This is a genomic window from Methanoculleus formosensis (assembly GCF_025384765.1).
GTDB classification, from domain to species: domain Archaea; phylum Halobacteriota; class Methanomicrobia; order Methanomicrobiales; family Methanoculleaceae; genus Methanoculleus; species Methanoculleus formosensis.
The window spans coordinates 40955-56839 of the sequence record NZ_VHLL01000010.1; the positions used below are offsets into that span (position 1 = coordinate 40955).

Here is a 15885-nt window from a genome sequence, read left to right on the forward strand (position 1 = left end):
GGAGAACGCGAAGAGAGGTCGATGGGTTGACCGCTTGAAGATTACCTCAACCGTTTTAGCGAAGTACCGAGTCTTCACCCGCCTCTCTCCCGGGCCGGGCGCCGGCGATCCGGCTCTCCGCGATCTCCCGGTAATCGGGGTCGATCTCAAAACCGATATAGTCCGCGCCAAGGGCAAGCGCCGCAAGAGCCGTGCTCCCGATGCCCATGAACGGGTCCAGAACGAGCGTCCCCGGCCGGCAGCCGTGGAGCCGGATGCACATCTCCGGGAGTTTCTCCGGGAAACTGGTCGGGTGCGGCCGGGAGGAGCGGATCGTCCGGTAGGGGATGAACCAGGTGTTCCCCCGATCGCGGAGGTCGCGCTCCGCCGCTTTCCAGCGGCCGATGTTGCTCTTGTCCTGGTAGGGCACCCCGACGCCGAGTTTGTCGAGCGCCACGTCGCCCCTCTTCGTGAAGTGGAAGATGTGCTCGTGGCACTGGCTCAGGTAGCGGACGCTGTTCACCGGCTGGTAGTGGCCGACGGCGATATCGCCGGCGATCGTCTCGTAGTCACCGACGTCCTCCTTCTCGATCGCGATCGACTTGACCCAGTGGATGACGTTCTGCAGTTCGAAGTGAGGGCGGAACCGCTGGACGACGTCGAACGGGATCCAGGGGTCCCGGGGTTTTCCGCCGATGTTGAGGAAGAACGAACCGTCGTCGGCGAGAACCCGCGCCGCTCCGGCAGCGACCCGCCCCATCCAGTCGAGGTAGTCCTCGCGGGGCTGCTGGTCGTTGTAGGAGTTGTAGTTCTTCCCGATGTTGTAGGGCGGCGACGTGACGATGACGTCGATGATGCCCTCCGGGAGGCGCTGCATGCCCTCGATGCAGTCGATGGTATGGATGGTGTTGACGGCAAGCCCACCGGGTCCGGGCGCCGCTCTTGTTTCTTCTGCCACTCGATCTACAGGTTCGCGGTCCCGGGCAAAAAGGTGAACGAACGGTGAGAGTGGACGACACCGGTGCTGCACGGCATGCCCGGGGTGCCGGCGACGACCCTCCGGTCAGGCCGCGCCCTGCCGGAGCGGGGTATCAGGGGGCGTCGCCCAGTACCTTCTGCCGCGTCCGCTCGAGCGCATCGATGAAGTCCTCGACCTCGTAGGGATGGGGGCCTTCACCCCCGGAGCCTTCACGCTCGAGGTGCACGATCTGGAGGAGCGCGTCTTTGAGGACCTCGAGGCGGCTCTCGGGAGGGAGGATGACCTCGAACCGGCGGAAGATGCGGTCGGATATGCAGACGAAGTTCCCGTGCAGGGAGGCGAACGTCAGGATCTCGTCCGCGGAGGGGACGCCCGCCTGCTCGACCTCGACCTCGATCACCGCAGGCGTATCGGCGCTCTCCTCTCCAAAACAGCGGACGACCCTGATCTTCGTGGCGACTCCTCCCCCGGTTTGGGCCGACATTCTCCCGAAACGATATAGTTTTATGCCGGGCGCGGGAGGTCTTCTTCGCACGGCAGGAGTCCCGCTCTCTCTTCGCGGTCGCGGGAAAAATGTCGGGGGAGTCCCTACTCCCTGAAGTACGCGACGATGTTACGGAAGAACTGCATGTTCATCGACTCGCTCGGCAGCGGTTTACCCTCGCGTTTCAGCCGCTCTTTTCTGGTCGGCCAGTCGTAGAGGTTCACGAACTCCATCGCCCGCTCGGGGTGCGGCATCAGCCCGAGGACCTTCCCGTCCGCCGAGGTTATCCCGGCGATGTCCGCGAGCGCCCCGTTCGGGTTGTAGGGGTACTCCCCTCCCGCGGGGGAGAGGTCGTCGCGCACGTAGCGGAACGCGACCATCCCCTCCCGCTCGATCCGCGCGAGGGTCTCCTCCGAACAGGTGAAGTTCCCCTCGCCGTGGGATACCGGGCAGTAGAGGTGCGTGATGCCCCGCGTCCAGAGGTTCTCCGCCGCGGGTTTCAGGGTGACGAACCGGCACTCGAGCACGCCCTTCCGGTTCGGCATCAGGGCGATCTCGCGGGGACGGTCCTCGTCGAACGCGGGGACGAGGCCGAGGTTCGCGAGGATCTGAAAGCCGTTGCAGATCCCGAGGACGAGGTTGTCTCCCGCGAGGAACTCCTCGACATCGCTCCAGAGGTTGTTTCTCACGCGGTTTGCGCAGGCGTTGCCGGCGCCCATGTCGTCGCCGTAGGAGAACCCGCCGGGGAAGACCAGCAACCGGTAGTCGGAGAGGGTCTTTTCGCCGGCGATGAGGTCGTTGATGTGGACGATGTCGGACGCCATGCCCGCACGCATCAGGGCGACCGCCGTCTCCATCTCGGAGTTTATCCCGTAGCCGCTCATGACGAGGGCTTTTGCCGTGGTAGTCATCTCAGTATCCCCCAAATGGCGCTCTGTATGCTGCTTCCATCGCCGCTAGCGGCTGCTCGACGAGGACTTCTCCTGCCGATACCCGCAACGTCGTGCCGCCGACATGGCCGAGGAGGTGCGCGTCGCCGCCGAAGACCTCCTCGAACGCTTCGCGGTCGCCGGGGGCGACCGTGACAATGAGCCGCCCGGGCGACTCGGAGAAGAGGTAGCGGTCCGACCGCATCCCGCCGGGTATGGCGAGGTCCATGCCGATCTCTCCTGCGAGCGCGACCTTTGCAAGGGCGACGAGCAGCCCACCGTGGGTGACCGGGAAGGCGGACGCGACGAGCCCTCGCTCGATCGCACCGGTCATCCTCCCGTAGCGCACCTTCGCCGCCTCGATATCGAGGAGCGGAACCGTGCCGCCCTCGACGCCGAGGTGCGCGAGGTACTCCGACCCGCCGAGTTCTTCCCCGGTCTCCCCCACGACGTAGACGAGGTCGCCCTCGAACTTCGCGTCCATCGATACCGCGGCGGTGACGTCGGGGTGGACGCCTATCGAGGTGATGAGGAGGGTCGGGGGCACGGAGACCTTCACGGGGTTCGAGTCCGCGTCGAACCCGGAGAAGTCGTTGAACATGCTGTCTTTCCCGGAGATGTAGGGCGTCCCGAACCCGACGGCACCGTCATAGCACCCGAACGCGGCGTGCTTGAGCTGCCAGAGCCGCCCGGGTTCGTCGGAGGAGCACCAGCAGAAGTTGTCGAGGAGCGCGATTGCGTCCAGCGGGATGCCGAGCGCGATCAGGCCCCGGACCGCGGCATCGATCGCGGCGAGCGCCATGCGGTAGGGGTCGAGTTCCGAGTAGGTCGGGAAGAGGCCCTGCGAGAGTCCCACGCCCTTCGTCGAGTCGGGGACGACCTTCGTCAGCGTGGCCGCGGCCTGGACCCGCCCGCTCCCCTGCACGGGGCCGAGGACGTGCCCTCCCTGGACGGTGTGGTCGTACCGGGTCGATATGAACTCCTTCGAGCAGATGTTCTTTCGCGCGAGCATGGCGAGGAGGAGGTCGTCGAGCCGGTCGGGGCACCCGAACTCGGGTTCGGGGTAGGCCGTCGTCACGGGCTCTGTCACGAGGTGCTTCTCCGGCAGACCGTCGTGGAGGAAGTCGAGGTCGATATCCATGACAGTCTCGCCGTTGTACTTCACGACGCACCTCCCGGTATCGGTGAACGTCCCGATGGCGGTCGCCTCGACGTCCCTCTTCCTCATCAGGACCATGAACGCCCCGATCTTCTCCTCCGGGACGGCGAGCGTCATCCGCTCCTGGGACTCGGAGATCCAGATCTCCCACGGCGCCATGCCGGGATACTTCAGCGGCACGCGGTCGAGGAGGACGTGGCACCCGCCGGACTCTCTCGCCATCTCCGCAACAGAGCAGGAGAGTCCTCCCGCCCCGTTGTCGGTGATGCTCCGGTAGAGGTCGAGGTCGCGGGCCTCCTTGACGATGACGTCGGAGAACTTCTTCTGGGTGATCGGGTCGCCGATCTGGACGGCGGTGACGGGGCTCTCCGGGTCGAGCGCCTCTGAGGAGAAGGTGGCGCCGTGGATGCCGTCTTTTCCGACACGCCCGCCGACCATGACGATGAGGTCGCCGGGGAGGGCCTGCTTCTCGTGGAGTAACTTCCCGTCATGAGCGCGCGGCATCACGCCGACCGTGCCCGCGAAGACGAGGGGTTTACCGACGTAGCGGTCGTGGAAGTAGCACCACCCCTGCGGTGTCGGGATGCCCGAGCAGTTGCCGCCGACGCCGACGCCGCTGACGGCTCCCTCGAAGATCCGCCGGGGAGGGAGGATGGGGTTTTCCCGGTTCCTGGCGCGGAAGAGGGGCGGTTCGGTATCGGGGTCGCCGGTGCAGAAGCCGTAGATGTTGATGCAGGGTTTGGCCCCGAGGCCGAACCCGATGGTGTCGCGGTTCACTCCGACGATCCCGGTGAGGGCGCCGCCGAAGGGGTCGAGGGCCGAGGGGGAGTTGTGCGTCTCGACCTTGCAGGTCACGAGGTGTTCGTCGTCGAAGATGATGGCGCCGGAGTTGTCGGTGAAGACCGAGACGCAGATGTCGTTCTCGCCGCGATCTTTCCTGATGGTGTTGGTGGCGGCCTGGATGCAGGTCTTGTAGAGCCCCCTCGGGACGTCGTCGTCCATGGGCGAGGCGAAGATGGTGTGCTTGCAGTGCTCGCTCCAGGTCTGGGCGAGCGATTCGAGTTCGACGTCCATCGGCTTCCGGCCGAGTCTTCGGAAGTAGTCCTGTATCGCGTGGAGCTGGGCGAGGTCGAGGGCGAGCGGCCCCCGCCGCTCCCCGGTCACGGGGTCGAGGATACCCTCTTTTCCGATACGTGCGAGTTCCGCGTCGAAAAGGTCGAGGTCGACGGCTCCCGCCGCCTGCAGGTCGCCGAGGTGGACGAAGGGGGTGACCGGCTCCATTCCTTTCTCGCCGTATTCCTCCCGGCTTTTTTCGTGGACGCGGTTGATGAGCGGATTTCCGAGGGCGGCGACGAGCCGCTCCCGGGACCCGGGGGTGAGGTCGCCGACGACGAGGTAGAGCTGCGACGAGAAGACCGCCTCCCCCTCGCCGAACCGGAACCCGAAGGAGTCCTCGATGGTCTGCCTTGCCGTCGTCCCGACGTTGTCGGTGACCCCGGGCAGGAAGCCGACCTCGATCGCGTAATCAAAGTCGGCCTCGGTCGGCCGGTCCACGGAGTACCGCTGGACGATGGGGTTGCTGAGTTGCGCGCCGATCCGCGAGAGCTCCTCGGGGGAGAAGTCCCGCCCGGAGGTCGCTATGGTGTAGACATCGACGAGGTGCAGTTCACGGAGCGGGATGCCGAGCGAGCGGTACCTCCCGGTACGCGTCTGCAGCCGTGGATCGTGGGTATAGTGTACCTCTATCCGGTGGACGTACGAGGCCATGTATATATATGGGTGCGGTCGGGAGAAAAGAGCTGCGATGGGGTTGGGATCTGAGTGGGAGAGGTCATCCCGATATTCTCGCGATCATGACCGGATGGCGCAGTCTGGCTGCAGTGGTCGGGAAACGGTATCAGGATAATCTTCCCTTTCACCGGTACACAACTCCGGCCTCCCTGATGGTATAGAGGCCGGGCTCCTCGGCGAGGAAGGCAGAGAGCGACTGCTTGGAGAGTTTCGTCCTGGTTAAGCCAGACAGATGATGGCGGCGCTCTTCGATGTGACGGTTCCGACAATAAACGTACACCTGAAAAACATCTACGAAAGCGGCGAGTTGACCCGTGATGCAACTGTTAGAAAATATCTAACAGTTCAAATCGAGGGTGACCGTGAAGTGCCCGGAGGTCGGCACCGTCAGCCAGGGTCGAGCGGTGGAGGAGGCGGTAGCCAACCTCAAGGAGGCTACGGAGCTGTACTTAGAAGAATTCCCGCTGGAAGACGGAAGAAGGCCGATCATCACGACGTTTGAGGTGACCGGGGGTGCCCAGGCTTAAGCTGGTATCGGGCGAAACCGTGGTAAAGATACTCTCAAAACAGTATGGATTTGTCGTCAGCGGGCAGACCGGGAGCCATGTGCGCCTGTCCACGGCAGAGGGGTGATCAGGCATCCTCGTCATCGAGCATCTGCCGGACCACAACCTGTAGTTCAGGGATCTTGTTCCGGATAACGTCCCACACGATCTCGTTATGGATCCCGAAGTATGCGTGAATGAGGATATCCCGCATCCCTGCAATTTTCTCCAGGTAATATCGGCATGTTCGCATTTCAGCGGTTCGGGGATGAGTTTGACGGCCTCACCAATGACCATTAGGTTCCGGATTACTCCGTCCTGCACCAGGTCGTTTGCCAGGAACTCTTCGTAGTCCATTCCCCGGGTGTATCGGTTAATTCTCCCGATAGCCTCGAAGGTTGGTCGCGGAGATAGAGGTTATACTCCCGGGACATACCGAACGCTCCGGAGGATATGCGGTGCGAGAGCCGGTTTTATGGCATCGCGGTCGACCAGATCGACTCTTCTCCCGAAGAGGTCTTCGAGGAAGAACTTGAGGTCCATGTACGTGTCAAAGGAGCGCCCTCCCTCCGTGAACTCGATGAGGATATCGATATCGCTCTCTTCGCGCTCTTCGCCCCGGGCAAACGATCCGAAGACCCCGATCCGCCGAACGCCCATGCTCCTGATCCGTTCGCGGTGTTCCGCCAGCGCACCGAGGATGCCGTCAACCGTAAGCATATCATGCTCCTGTTACCCGCCCGTCAGGATAACGCTTTTCCCCCGGGTTGCCGGCCACAGGGTGATGGCGGCGAGCATCTGTCGTCCCGACAACGCTGTTTCTTCCGGCAGGCTCCTCCCATCGTTCACCTCACCCCCTCCCGGCCGTTCCACTCCCGCACCAGCCTCGCATAGCACCCCTCGCAGATATTCGCCTCCCGCGAGCGGTAGACCGCCTTCCCCGTCCTGCAGACGTCGCACCGGCCGAGTTCGACCTTCACCCGCGCAAACGCCTGGTGGTCGAGGACCCCCGGGAGCGGCTGCACCTTTGCCGGCCGTTTCGCTCTCTTGAGGCAGTCGTAGCAGAGATATGCTCCCCCGCCGCGTTTGACCGATGACGTCGGCCGCCGGCCGCAGACGTGACAGGGCTCGTCTTTTGCGACCGGGAGGGGGATGTAATTCGCGGGGTTGACCGGAGGCGAAGAGTGACAGCGGATTTCAGCACGTTGACAGCAGGTGCTGTCATCGAGCGGTGCGATAATTGAGGCATGTTCCTCCTTTGAGCCGCAATACGTGAAGTTCTCGTTTTGAATGACAGCAATGCGGGAAACAGAGGCACCCCCACCATCACCGCGAGTCTTCTCACCTGCGCTCTCCGTTTTCTCATTCTGTTGTACATGTACGTACATAGATCGATCTCTATCAGGATCCTGAACGTCTTTCACTGAACCCTCCTCATTCTGACCCTCGTCTCGATGACAGCAGTTGCTGTCATTCTGCTGAAACCTGCTGTCATTGCTGTCATCGTCCGGGCCGTCGTCCAGCCAGACCGTGGCACCGCTGCTCCAGGCCCGGTAGACCTCGATATCGAACGTGAAATACTGCTCCCGGCGGCGGACCGTGACCCCGCACCCGCCATCCTCCGTCACGGTGGCGTCGTAGAGGCTGATCGCCGGGCACTTCTCCAGGAGGCCGGAGTATGGTGTTCCCCGGCTGACGTAGCCGTTGAGGAGCCGCCGGGTCTTCTGGTACGAAAGTCCCATCGCCGCCTGGAGCTGCCGGACGGTGAAGACCTCGACCCCCATCCGTGCGACGGTCTCAAGCGCCGCCGCCTCGTTCTTCGTCAGTTTGGTCTCCTGGCCCCCGGCCGTCCCGGAGAGAGCACCGTAGAGTCTTGCCGCCGCCGCGAAGTCCTCCTCCCGGGCGATCACCGCCCCGTCCGCCCCCCGGTCGCGCTGGAGGTAGAAGAGCCGGGCATGGCACTTGATCAGGTCAAAGAGCATGCCCGGGTTCCGGCGGTTCTGGGTCGTCGAGAACTGGACCCGCCGGGCGAACGGGATCCGGACGGGGAGGATCTCCGCTTTGACGGCCTCCCAGATCGCCCGGCAGACGAGAACGTCATCCTCCTCTGTGGGGAGCGATCCGGTCGCCTCGACCTCTTTCATATGTTCGAGCACTCGTTTGTCCTGGTCGACGGAGTCATCGATCCAGGCCGTCAGCATCCGGTTCATTACCTGGTCGTCGCCCATATCCTCAACCTTCGCGAGCCACCAGACGCACCGCTCCGGGATGGTGCAGACCCGGAGTTTCCGCTCGGTCGTGAGGGTCCGGTGCTCGATCGGCTCCCGGAAGTTTGCGGTCGCGGATTTGAGGACTTCCTGGAGGTCGTCGGAGAGCGAGACGTCGTCGAAGAGGAGGACGGTGCCCGGCCGGAGGTCGTCGTCGTAGTAGAGCGCCTTATTGGAGACCGTGCCCTTGAGTTTGTAGGCGTCAGGGATGAGGTTCTGCATCGTCGTGCAGGCGTGGGTCTTGCCCTTCCCGGAGTTCCCGGAGACGGCGACGTGCAGCCCGTTCGTGTTCTCGACGGATTGTGACGCAAGCGACATCGCGAGACACTCCGCGACCGTCCGATCGCCGACGTGGGCTTTGTTGAAGGTCCCGAGGAGGAAGGCGAGCGGGTCGCCGTGCCGGAGGATCTCCATCGCCCGATGACGGTGCTCGTCAACGGGAGGAGGGGAGGGGGGCTGCTCCTCCTGCTCCTTCTTCCCCGTCGCCTTCTCCTCTGGCTTGCGCCCCTTCTTCTCATACATCTCCCGGAGTTCCGGCCACCGCTGGGCGCCCCCGCCGCAACTCGCGTGGTGGCAGCCGGCGAAGATCGCGCCGTTCGCAAACTGGATCGCGAAGGCGCCATCCTTGTGCGCCGACGAGAACGGGCACTCGGCGAGGACGTAGAGGGTGCCGCCCTGCCAGGGCCGTGTCGACCGGACGGCGATGCCGTGGCCCGCGAGCCAGGCGGCGAGGTCGATGCTGGCTTTCGGCCGCGACGGCTCTTCCCGGGGGAGGAGCCCGGCGAGGTGCTCCAGGCGCTCCACTGGAACGACCCCGATATCCGCAGGAACCGCGAGGATCCTCGCCCGCCGGTGCGGTCGCTCCACCGTGCTGTCGCCCTTCCGGGAGAGCGTGCCGTAGAGTTTCCAGATCCGGGCGGCGTTGTGGTTCGCGGTATCGACGGTGACGGCCTCGTTCGAGAAGAGGGCGTCGAGGGTGGCAAGCGCACCCTTCACGACCTCCGTTGCCGTCTCGTCGTTTGGAAGGTCGATCCTGTACAACAGGTGCGCCCCGTTCCCGGAGTCCGCCCGGATGGGCGCCGGGAACCCCTGCTCCTTGAGGTATGCCGCGATCCGCTCCGCTGCATTGAGCGCCGCGGTATGCTCCGCATCGGTCGAGGAGACCCCGCTCGGCCGGACGGGGTCGATGTCGACCGGAAGCCAGCGCCGGCGGAGGATGTCGGCGTCGGCGGTGGTGGCGTCTTTCCGGGAGAGCCGCATCTTGATCCGGTTCGCCCGCCGGGCGAGGAGGGCGGGGTTCACGGCATTCAAGGTGACATAGACCCCGGCGACCGCCGGATCGGCGTCAAGGGCCTCGACCTGCTCCGCGAGCAGAGTATAGTCGTCGAAGTAGCCCGAATGTGTCGCGCCGTCGGCGAGCGCCCGGACCTCGACCACCCCGCCGGGGGCGAGGGTGCTAACCGCACTCAGGATCTCGCTGCTCACCCCGTCACCCCCGGCACCAGCGGGAAGAGAGGAGCACTCACCGCCTCCCCGCGGGCGACCCGCTGGAAACTGATGAGCGGGATGATGAAGGAGCCGGCGCGGGTATGGAGCATCACCGCTTTGCCGGAAGCGTTCATCGCCGCATGCCCCTCGATGACGAGCCCGTCCGCGGCCGCCTGCGTGATCGGGACGACACGGCCGTAGAAGAGGAGGTTCCTGATATCCCCGGCATCGATCCGGTAGCGCTCGGCCTCGACGGAGATCCGGAGCACCCCGTCGGGGCCGGGGCTGAGGGTTCCCGGCTCCATCATGGCCGCCCCCGCTCGACGCTGATCGTATACTGGTGGTTCCGGGTTCTTCTGACGTTGATCTGGCGGACGGCTCTCCCGTGCCGCCGGATCTCGTCGGCGACCGCTCGCGGGACGAGGAAGAGCGGGACCGGGGAGACGTTTATCTCTTCCGGTGAAGATGTACCAGTGGCGGCCTGGCGGAGCGCGTGGTGGCACTTTGTATCCGGGCTGCCGCCCCTGGTTCTCGGTTCGGTTCCTCCCGGACTCCGTTTGTCCGGGGTTGCTTCTGGTTGCATTTCTTGTAACTCCCTGCACCGGCGTTCTCTCCGGCGCATACACCATCATCGGGAACTGCCGGTTAAAAGGGTGAGCCAACCATCCCGGAAAAAGAGACGGACTCTGGATAAATCTTACTGTAGTGAATAATTTCAAAAACGAAGAATCAGGGCAGGATCTCCGATCCGGCAGGAAACCGCGGGTTACGAAACCTCGTGCTCAGTCCGGGTTTTTGCGGGTTTCGTCCGGACACCGCAGGCAGCGGCCACGTCCCCGGCGTCATACCGGAGCCGGACTTCCCGCCCCTTACCCACCCGGGGCACGAGATCGACGATCCCGATCTCTGCGAGGTGGTTCAGGTGCTCGTGGTAGGACGTCTTTCCGACCGGGAGGTACTCCCGGGCCGCCTCGAAGACCGCCCCCGAGGTCATCTCTCTCCCTTCCCGCGACCGCTCCGCGATCCGGGAGAGGAGCGCCCGCTCGCCCGCCGAGAGTTCCACGGCCCGGCTCCGGAGCGACGGCGCGGTGATCACCCGGGCTGCGGCTGTCACGTCGTCGGGGCCGACCCGGCGGCGCCCGTCCCTCTCCGCCCGCTGGACCGCTCCCCGGAGTAGGTCGATCCCGATCCGGACGTCCTGCTCGTCGGCGGCGATCTGCGCGATGCGGTCGAGGAGGACCTTCGAGATCACCCCCGGGTAGAGCCCCTGCCGGGCGCGGTCGGTGAGGATCTCCCGGACCTCGGTCTTCGTGTAGGGCCAGAAGGTGACCTCGGTCGGGTGGAAGACCGACCGGACGCTCGGGTCGGCCTCCGCGTAGAGGTTCAGGGCAAGATCGCTCGTGATCGCGAAGACTCCGGCTTTCCGGACGTCCCACTTCTCGTAGAGCCGGAGGAGCTGGTAGAGGAGGAGGTTGTAGGTCCCGGCCGCGATGAGGTAGTTTGCATCGTCGAGGCAGACGACGAGTGCAGCGTTCTCGTCATGGAGCCGGGCGGCGATCCCCTGCTTGATCTCGTCGAGGTACCGGCCGGCCGACGGCGCCGGGCAGCCGCAGACCTGCGCGAAGATGCTCCGGTAGACCGCGAGCGCCGTGCGATCGTGCCGGCAGTTGACGTAGACCGGGACGATCTTCCGGGTCTCCTCCCTGACCTCACGAAAGACCCGGCGGACGGTGGTGGTCTTTCCCGTCCCCGGCGGGCCGCGGAGGACGGCGCTCCCCGTGCTCGCGCCCCGGAGGGCCGGCCGGAGGAGGAAGGCGAGTTCCCGGACCTGGGCGTCGCGGTGGTGGAGGTGGTCGGGGAGATACGTGAACTCGAAGACGTCCGGGTCGCGAAAGAGGGTCTGGTCGCTACGGAGAAGAGAGGAATGCGTCATAGGAGAGAGTGGAGAAGAGTCAGTTGATAACAGGGAGCCGTGCGCGGAGTGAAAGTGAAAGGGGGAAGAATGAGGGCCGCTGGTTCAGGGCGATGACGGCGTCGGGATGGAGAAGACCGGCATTTACCCAAACCGCTGTCGGGCCAGAACGAGGGTTCGATGAGCCAGCCGGATGCAGAACGCTGCTTCTTCTTCGCATACAAGCGATCCGCTGTACTGAACATTGTGCCTGGCAACCCGCAGTTTATCAAAGGCGTTCAGGAGACCGGCGATCTCAGGGTCGTCACCGGAGGCATGCCGTACTGCGGTAACGAGACAGGCGTGGCTCCGCTCGACGTAACCTGCAGCGTAGAGAAATGTCCGGACACTATGAAACGCACTGTTGTAGGCGGCGAGATGAGCCATCTCGTACTCTTCGATCGCCACGTTCTTCTCTGCGGCGCGAAGGAACCTCGCCGCAGATGCGATCGAACCGGGAATGCGCTCCACCGCTCCGGGATAAGGGCGGATAAGGCCGCGGTCGACGCACTCCTGCCACCTCATAGGCGAGCCCCTCCGACAAGCATGTGGTTTTGCAGGACACTCGCGACAAACGGGTCTTTGTCCTCTTTCATCCGCTCCCACCGGTAGTAGGGGACGACCGTCAACTGCACCTCTCGATCGGTCTCCGCCTCCAGTGCCGGTAACCGGCCGTGGTCGACCTGAATCTCGTCACCGATGATCAGGATGTCGATGTCGCTCTGCTCATCGAAGGTCCCTGCCGCAGTGCTCCCATAGACCGCGACCGCGATGCTTTCGGGCGCAAGGTCCTCGATGCCGGCCCGGGCGAGGAGGAGGGCCATGCAGGCCCGCTTCAACTCCCGGACGGCAAAGGAGTCGTTGTCGAGGGAGAGGAGCCGTGCGGTGCCGAGGCGCGTGACGGTGATCAACCCGTCGCGCTCGAAGGCATCGGCATACGCTTTGACGCTTCCCGGGCTGACCCCAAGCTCCCGGGCGAGTTTATTGATGTGGATCTCGCCCGTGGGGTGGGTGAGGAACCAGGCAAGGACCCGGAACCCGACAAACCTCTCGAACTCCTGAAACATACAATGTATTGAATGATCGTTCAATATATTAAACGGATTTGGAGCAGAAGATCCGGCACTGGAGGAGTCAGACAGGTTCCGGGCGTCGTGGTGGAGGTGGTCGGAGAGACGATCCGCGAACTTAAAGACGTCCGGGTCGCGAAAGAGGGTCTGGTCGCTACGGAGAAGAGAGGGATACGCCATAAGAGAGACTGGAGAAGAGGTAATAGATAACGAGGGGCCGTGCGCGGGTTGAAAGTGAAGAAGGGCGAGCAGCCGCAACTGCGGGTTCCCGGTAAGGAAGTTACTCCGCCTGCAGGGTCCCGCTGATCCGATCGATGACCAATGTGACGGCCCGGTCGTTGGGGTGGCCCCAGCGACAAGAACCGGTCGCCGTTTCACCGTTGAGAGGCCCGAGAAAGGAAACGGTACAACGACAACAGCGCCCCTCACAAATTGCTCCACGCCTCTTCCTCCTCGGGTCGGAGCCAATCTTTCCGGAGCGCGGGCTCGCTCGCCTCGCCGCCACGTTTATCGGTTCTCCTCTCGCTCTCCTGGTTATCGGGCGAGACTGGCGATGCCGATAGGTGTGAGAGGAGCTGCTCGGGGCACGATCCCCCGGCATTACGCCGACGAGGACACCGATCGAGACAATCCCGGGGCCTGGCCCCGATGGGGTCTCAACCGTCTCGCCGTGAACGGGAACGGATAGAGGAGGCGATACATTGGAAAAACCAGCAGGGAGAACGGCCGGGAGAGAACTGGAAGTGACCATCTCCCCTCTCATCAGGCCGAACCGGGATATCGTCCAGAAAGCCCGCCTGGCCGTAGTACAGAACGTCAACTCGATACAGGTCGTCACCGACTTCGAGATCGGCAGGCGGATCGTCGAACATGAGCAGCAGGGGGAGCCAAAGGCAGGGGCCGGGTAACCGTCTGCGCAGTTCACCCCCCGGTTGCTACTGGTAGAACTCACCCTCCCGAAAGACGCCAATGTCTACGCTTCCCGGTATCAGGTCTATCTTCCTTCAAAAGAGGAGCTCAAGAAACGACTGATCGAATGGTCGGAAGAGACGCCGGAGGCAGAGTGATCGCATGACGATGCTGACCCGGTTCGCTAAGGTCGCACGGGGCTGAACGTGAAAGAGGGAAGGCTCCCCCTCTTCACTCCAGCGAACCGACGGTGTCGGCCCAGGTCTCGACCTTGCCCCGGATGGCTTCGTCCTGGTAGGACGAGAGCCGGACGGTCTTCCGGGTGAAGGTGACGTAGTAGTCGTCACCGGACGGGTCGTGGCACTTGAGCTGCGCGTAGTAGGTCTCGCCGGGGGCGTTCCGGACGGCCTCGCCGCCCATCGCGGCCTCGAGGGCCGCGTTGTCCATGACCTCGGCGGCGTTCGCGTTGAACGCGGCGATCGTCGGCGACTGGATCGAGACGGTCCCGACGCGCTTGCCCTCACCGTCGAGGAAGTTCACCTTCGCGGTGTAGTGCTCGCGGTTGCGGACGACCGCGGCCACCGGCTGCCCGTCGGCGCCCGTATACCCGACGCACCCGAAGGGGTTGTCGTCGATGACGCTCTCGACGAGGGTGTTAAACATCGTTACGTTGGCGATCGGGACGGCGAGGTCCCGGACCGCCGTTCTGTTCACGGTAGTCTGCACGAAGTCTGCCATGGTTGGCTCTCCTTGCCTGCCAGGCTTCCCGGGAATGTGACAGACAACTATAGGGTCGACCCGTAAGGGTATCAGTCTGACTTTATCGGGGAGGGCGGATTGGGGATAGGACGGAAAAAGGCCACAACAAAGGTGTAAGCCATGGAAGCGGTTCTCATAACAGACTACCAGTTGGGAATGTTTTTGTTTTCGGAAGAGAGAAGTGATTCACAAGGGAAGAAGAGACGTGAATCGCAGCAGAGATAGGATCATCAGGTTGGTAGATCAGGATTCGGTCATCATCTCCTACCATGCCCGGGTCAGGATGTTTGAGCGTAACATCTCCACCGATGACCTCTTTTTAGCGATCAGGGTCGGTGAAATTATCGAATCATATCGTGATGACGAGCCCTGTCCCTCCGCACTCATGCTCGGCTTTATACGCGACCACGCATATCATGTAGTACTTGGTATCTGCGACGATCATCTCCGGGTCATCACCGCCTACATGCCGGATGACGAACATTGGATCGATGCGCGAACGAGGAGAGAGAAAGAATGATTCCAGAGAGATGCACCCTCTGTAAAGGGACCCTGCAGGATGGAAAGACCGAGTTCATTGCACGGGTTGGGGATGAGATCATCGTCATCAGGGACGTCCCGGCATACGTCTGCGACCGGTGCGGCGAGGCATACTACAGCGCGGAGGTCTCCCGGAAGATCGATGCCGTGATGAAAGATTTCCATAGCGGCAGGCTTTGCTGCCGGCCTCTCGCGGCAGGCGAGGTTGAACTCACCGGGTGAAGCCGGAAGGCGCGGTGGCTTTCGGACCTGACACACCATCCTCCAGCCGGTCACGGCCGGACACGCAACGCTCCGCCTTTTTTTCTGCACATAACCGTTACGGTCAGGCTTTTTCTCTTCCCCGTCCTACTGTTCTCCGGGAGGGTTACCAGGATGACCGAGGAGAAGACCACCCGGGAGCTCGTTTACGAGACGAACCGGGACGTGAAGTGGATTTGCCGGGCGCTCGCGCGGATGGAGGCGCAGGACGAGGAGTTTGAGAGCCGGCTCCGGGCGCTGGAGGGCTGGCGGGCGGAGAAGGCCGGGGAGGAACGAAGAGTTTCGACGATCGGCGCCGGGGCGGGCGGGGTCGTGGGCGGGGTGGTGGCGGTGATTGTGCGGGTGCTCGGCGGCGGGTAGGAGGGCAGGGAACCGCCGGGTGCTGGACATGGTATCGGTGGGCACCGTCACCACTCCCATCCGGGGTATCACTCCACTCTTTCCAGACGCCTCTTTCCCATTTCAGTCAGCCGGTATTTCTGTGTCGGGCTTTTGGGTGAATCGGGCTGTGTCATTTGAACAAAGCCCGCCTGAATCGCCGGCTTCAGATAATCGTACAGGAATGTGGGCCGGTGACTGAGTCCCAGGCATTGCATTGCGTCTCTCGCTCCCGATGGCTTCTCCTTCAAGCAGATCAGGAGGCGCCGTACTTGTTCGGTTACTTGTTCGGTTACTTGTTCGGTTACTTGTTCGGTTACTTGTTCGGTTACTTGTTCGGTTACTTGTTCGGTTACTTGTTCGGTTACTTGTTCGGTTACTTGTTCGGTTACTTGT

The 15885-nt window shown here is 63.4% G+C and carries 20 protein-coding genes and 1 pseudogene; 7 read left to right on the forward strand and 14 right to left on the reverse strand.

The genetic code is table 11. The features are described from left to right. Positions 1-55 precede the first annotated feature (55 nt). The 4 genes from FKB36_RS12165 to FKB36_RS12180 form a co-directional block, all read right to left on the reverse strand. Complete coding sequence (locus FKB36_RS12165; RefSeq protein WP_261598356.1) at positions 56-937, reverse strand: DNA-methyltransferase; 882 nt, start codon at positions 935-937, stop codon at positions 56-58. 133 nt (positions 938-1070) lie between these two features. Further along, positions 1071-1442 carry a hypothetical protein gene (locus tag FKB36_RS12170; RefSeq protein ID WP_261598358.1) on the reverse strand — a complete coding sequence of 124 codons (372 nt, stop codon included), beginning with the start codon at positions 1440-1442 and terminating at the stop codon, positions 1071-1073. A gap of 104 nt (positions 1443-1546) precedes the next feature. After that, the gene (locus tag FKB36_RS12175; protein ID WP_261598360.1) at positions 1547-2353 is read right to left on the reverse strand and encodes a phosphoribosylformylglycinamidine synthase subunit PurQ; all 807 of its coding nucleotides are present in this window, start codon (positions 2351-2353) and stop codon (positions 1547-1549) included. Between the two features lies 1 nt (position 2354). Continuing rightward, entirely contained in the window at positions 2355-5297 is a 2943-nt protein-coding gene (locus tag FKB36_RS12180; RefSeq protein ID WP_261598361.1) for a phosphoribosylformylglycinamidine synthase subunit PurL, read from the reverse strand. Between the two features lie 380 nt (positions 5298-5677). On the opposite strand from FKB36_RS12180, the gene FKB36_RS12185 reads away from it, so the two are divergent. Continuing rightward, on the forward strand, positions 5678-5848 hold the full coding sequence (locus FKB36_RS12185; RefSeq protein ID WP_261598363.1) for a type II toxin-antitoxin system HicB family antitoxin: 171 nt from the start codon (positions 5678-5680) through the stop codon (positions 5846-5848). 106 nt (positions 5849-5954) lie between these two features. Here FKB36_RS12185 and FKB36_RS13450 read toward each other — a convergent pair. The 8 genes and pseudogenes from FKB36_RS13450 to FKB36_RS12230 all read right to left on the reverse strand — a co-directional run bounded on the left by FKB36_RS13450 (position 5955) and on the right by FKB36_RS12230 (position 12639). Beyond that, positions 5955-6223, reverse strand: a pseudogene (locus FKB36_RS13450) (HepT-like ribonuclease domain-containing protein). 60 nt (positions 6224-6283) lie between these two features. Continuing rightward, a complete protein-coding gene (locus FKB36_RS12200) occupies positions 6284-6586 on the reverse strand; it encodes a nucleotidyltransferase family protein (protein WP_261598365.1) in 303 nt (100 codons plus the stop codon). Positions 6587-6711: 125 nt separating this feature from the next. After that, positions 6712-9618 carry a hypothetical protein gene (locus tag FKB36_RS12205; protein ID WP_261598367.1) on the reverse strand — a complete coding sequence of 969 codons (2907 nt, stop codon included), beginning with the start codon at positions 9616-9618 and terminating at the stop codon, positions 6712-6714. Further along, positions 9615-9929, reverse strand: coding sequence for a hypothetical protein (locus FKB36_RS12210; RefSeq protein ID WP_261598369.1), 315 nt, complete (start codon positions 9927-9929; stop codon positions 9615-9617). Before FKB36_RS12210 ends, FKB36_RS12205 begins: the two co-directional genes overlap by 4 nt. Then, a complete protein-coding gene (locus tag FKB36_RS12215; protein WP_261598371.1) occupies positions 9926-10204 on the reverse strand; it encodes a hypothetical protein in 279 nt (92 codons plus the stop codon). Before FKB36_RS12215 ends, FKB36_RS12210 begins: the two co-directional genes overlap by 4 nt. A 183-nt stretch (positions 10205-10387) precedes the next feature. Beyond that, positions 10388-11554: an ORC1-type DNA replication protein gene (locus FKB36_RS12220; protein WP_261598372.1), complete on the reverse strand. Its 1167-nt coding sequence runs from the start codon at positions 11552-11554 to the stop codon at positions 10388-10390. A 123-nt stretch (positions 11555-11677) separates the two neighbouring features. Next, on the reverse strand, positions 11678-12097 hold the full coding sequence (locus FKB36_RS12225; RefSeq protein WP_261598373.1) for a HEPN domain-containing protein: 420 nt from the start codon (positions 12095-12097) through the stop codon (positions 11678-11680). Further along, complete coding sequence (locus FKB36_RS12230; protein WP_261598374.1) at positions 12094-12639, reverse strand: nucleotidyltransferase domain-containing protein; 546 nt, start codon at positions 12637-12639, stop codon at positions 12094-12096. Before FKB36_RS12230 ends, FKB36_RS12225 begins: the two co-directional genes overlap by 4 nt. Before the next feature lie 12 nt (positions 12640-12651). On the opposite strand from FKB36_RS12230, the gene FKB36_RS12235 reads away from it, so the two are divergent. The 3 genes from FKB36_RS12235 (at position 12652) to FKB36_RS12245 (ending at position 13709) form a co-directional block, all read left to right on the forward strand. Further along, positions 12652-12852, forward strand: a complete 201-nt coding sequence (locus FKB36_RS12235) for a hypothetical protein (protein WP_261598375.1) — start codon at positions 12652-12654, stop codon at positions 12850-12852. A gap of 491 nt (positions 12853-13343) precedes the next feature. Continuing rightward, positions 13344-13550 (forward strand): hypothetical protein, encoded by a 207-nt coding sequence (locus FKB36_RS12240; protein ID WP_261598377.1) that lies wholly within the window; start codon positions 13344-13346, stop codon positions 13548-13550. A 24-nt stretch (positions 13551-13574) separates the two neighbouring features. Then, positions 13575-13709, forward strand: coding sequence for a hypothetical protein (locus tag FKB36_RS12245; protein ID WP_261598378.1), 135 nt, complete (start codon positions 13575-13577; stop codon positions 13707-13709). 73 nt (positions 13710-13782) lie between these two features. On the opposite strand, the gene FKB36_RS12250 is transcribed toward FKB36_RS12245, so the two are convergent. Further along, complete coding sequence (locus FKB36_RS12250) at positions 13783-14289, reverse strand: hypothetical protein (protein ID WP_261598379.1); 507 nt, start codon at positions 14287-14289, stop codon at positions 13783-13785. A gap of 256 nt (positions 14290-14545) precedes the next feature. Between FKB36_RS12250 and FKB36_RS12255 the strand changes: the two genes are divergently transcribed. From FKB36_RS12255 to FKB36_RS12265, 3 genes are all read left to right on the forward strand, one after another. Next, entirely contained in the window at positions 14546-14830 is a 285-nt protein-coding gene (locus FKB36_RS12255; RefSeq protein ID WP_261598380.1) for a DUF4258 domain-containing protein, read from the forward strand. Continuing rightward, positions 14827-15072, forward strand: coding sequence for a type II toxin-antitoxin system MqsA family antitoxin (locus FKB36_RS12260; RefSeq protein WP_261598381.1), 246 nt, complete (start codon positions 14827-14829; stop codon positions 15070-15072). Before FKB36_RS12255 ends, FKB36_RS12260 begins: the two co-directional genes overlap by 4 nt. 153 nt (positions 15073-15225) lie before the next feature. Continuing rightward, positions 15226-15471, forward strand: coding sequence for a hypothetical protein (locus FKB36_RS12265; protein ID WP_261598382.1), 246 nt, complete (start codon positions 15226-15228; stop codon positions 15469-15471). A 68-nt stretch (positions 15472-15539) separates the two neighbouring features. Here the strand turns inward: FKB36_RS12265 and FKB36_RS12270 are convergent. Further along, positions 15540-15885 (reverse strand): Fic family protein (locus FKB36_RS12270; protein WP_390895716.1); only part of this gene is annotated, 346 nt, incomplete at its 5' end.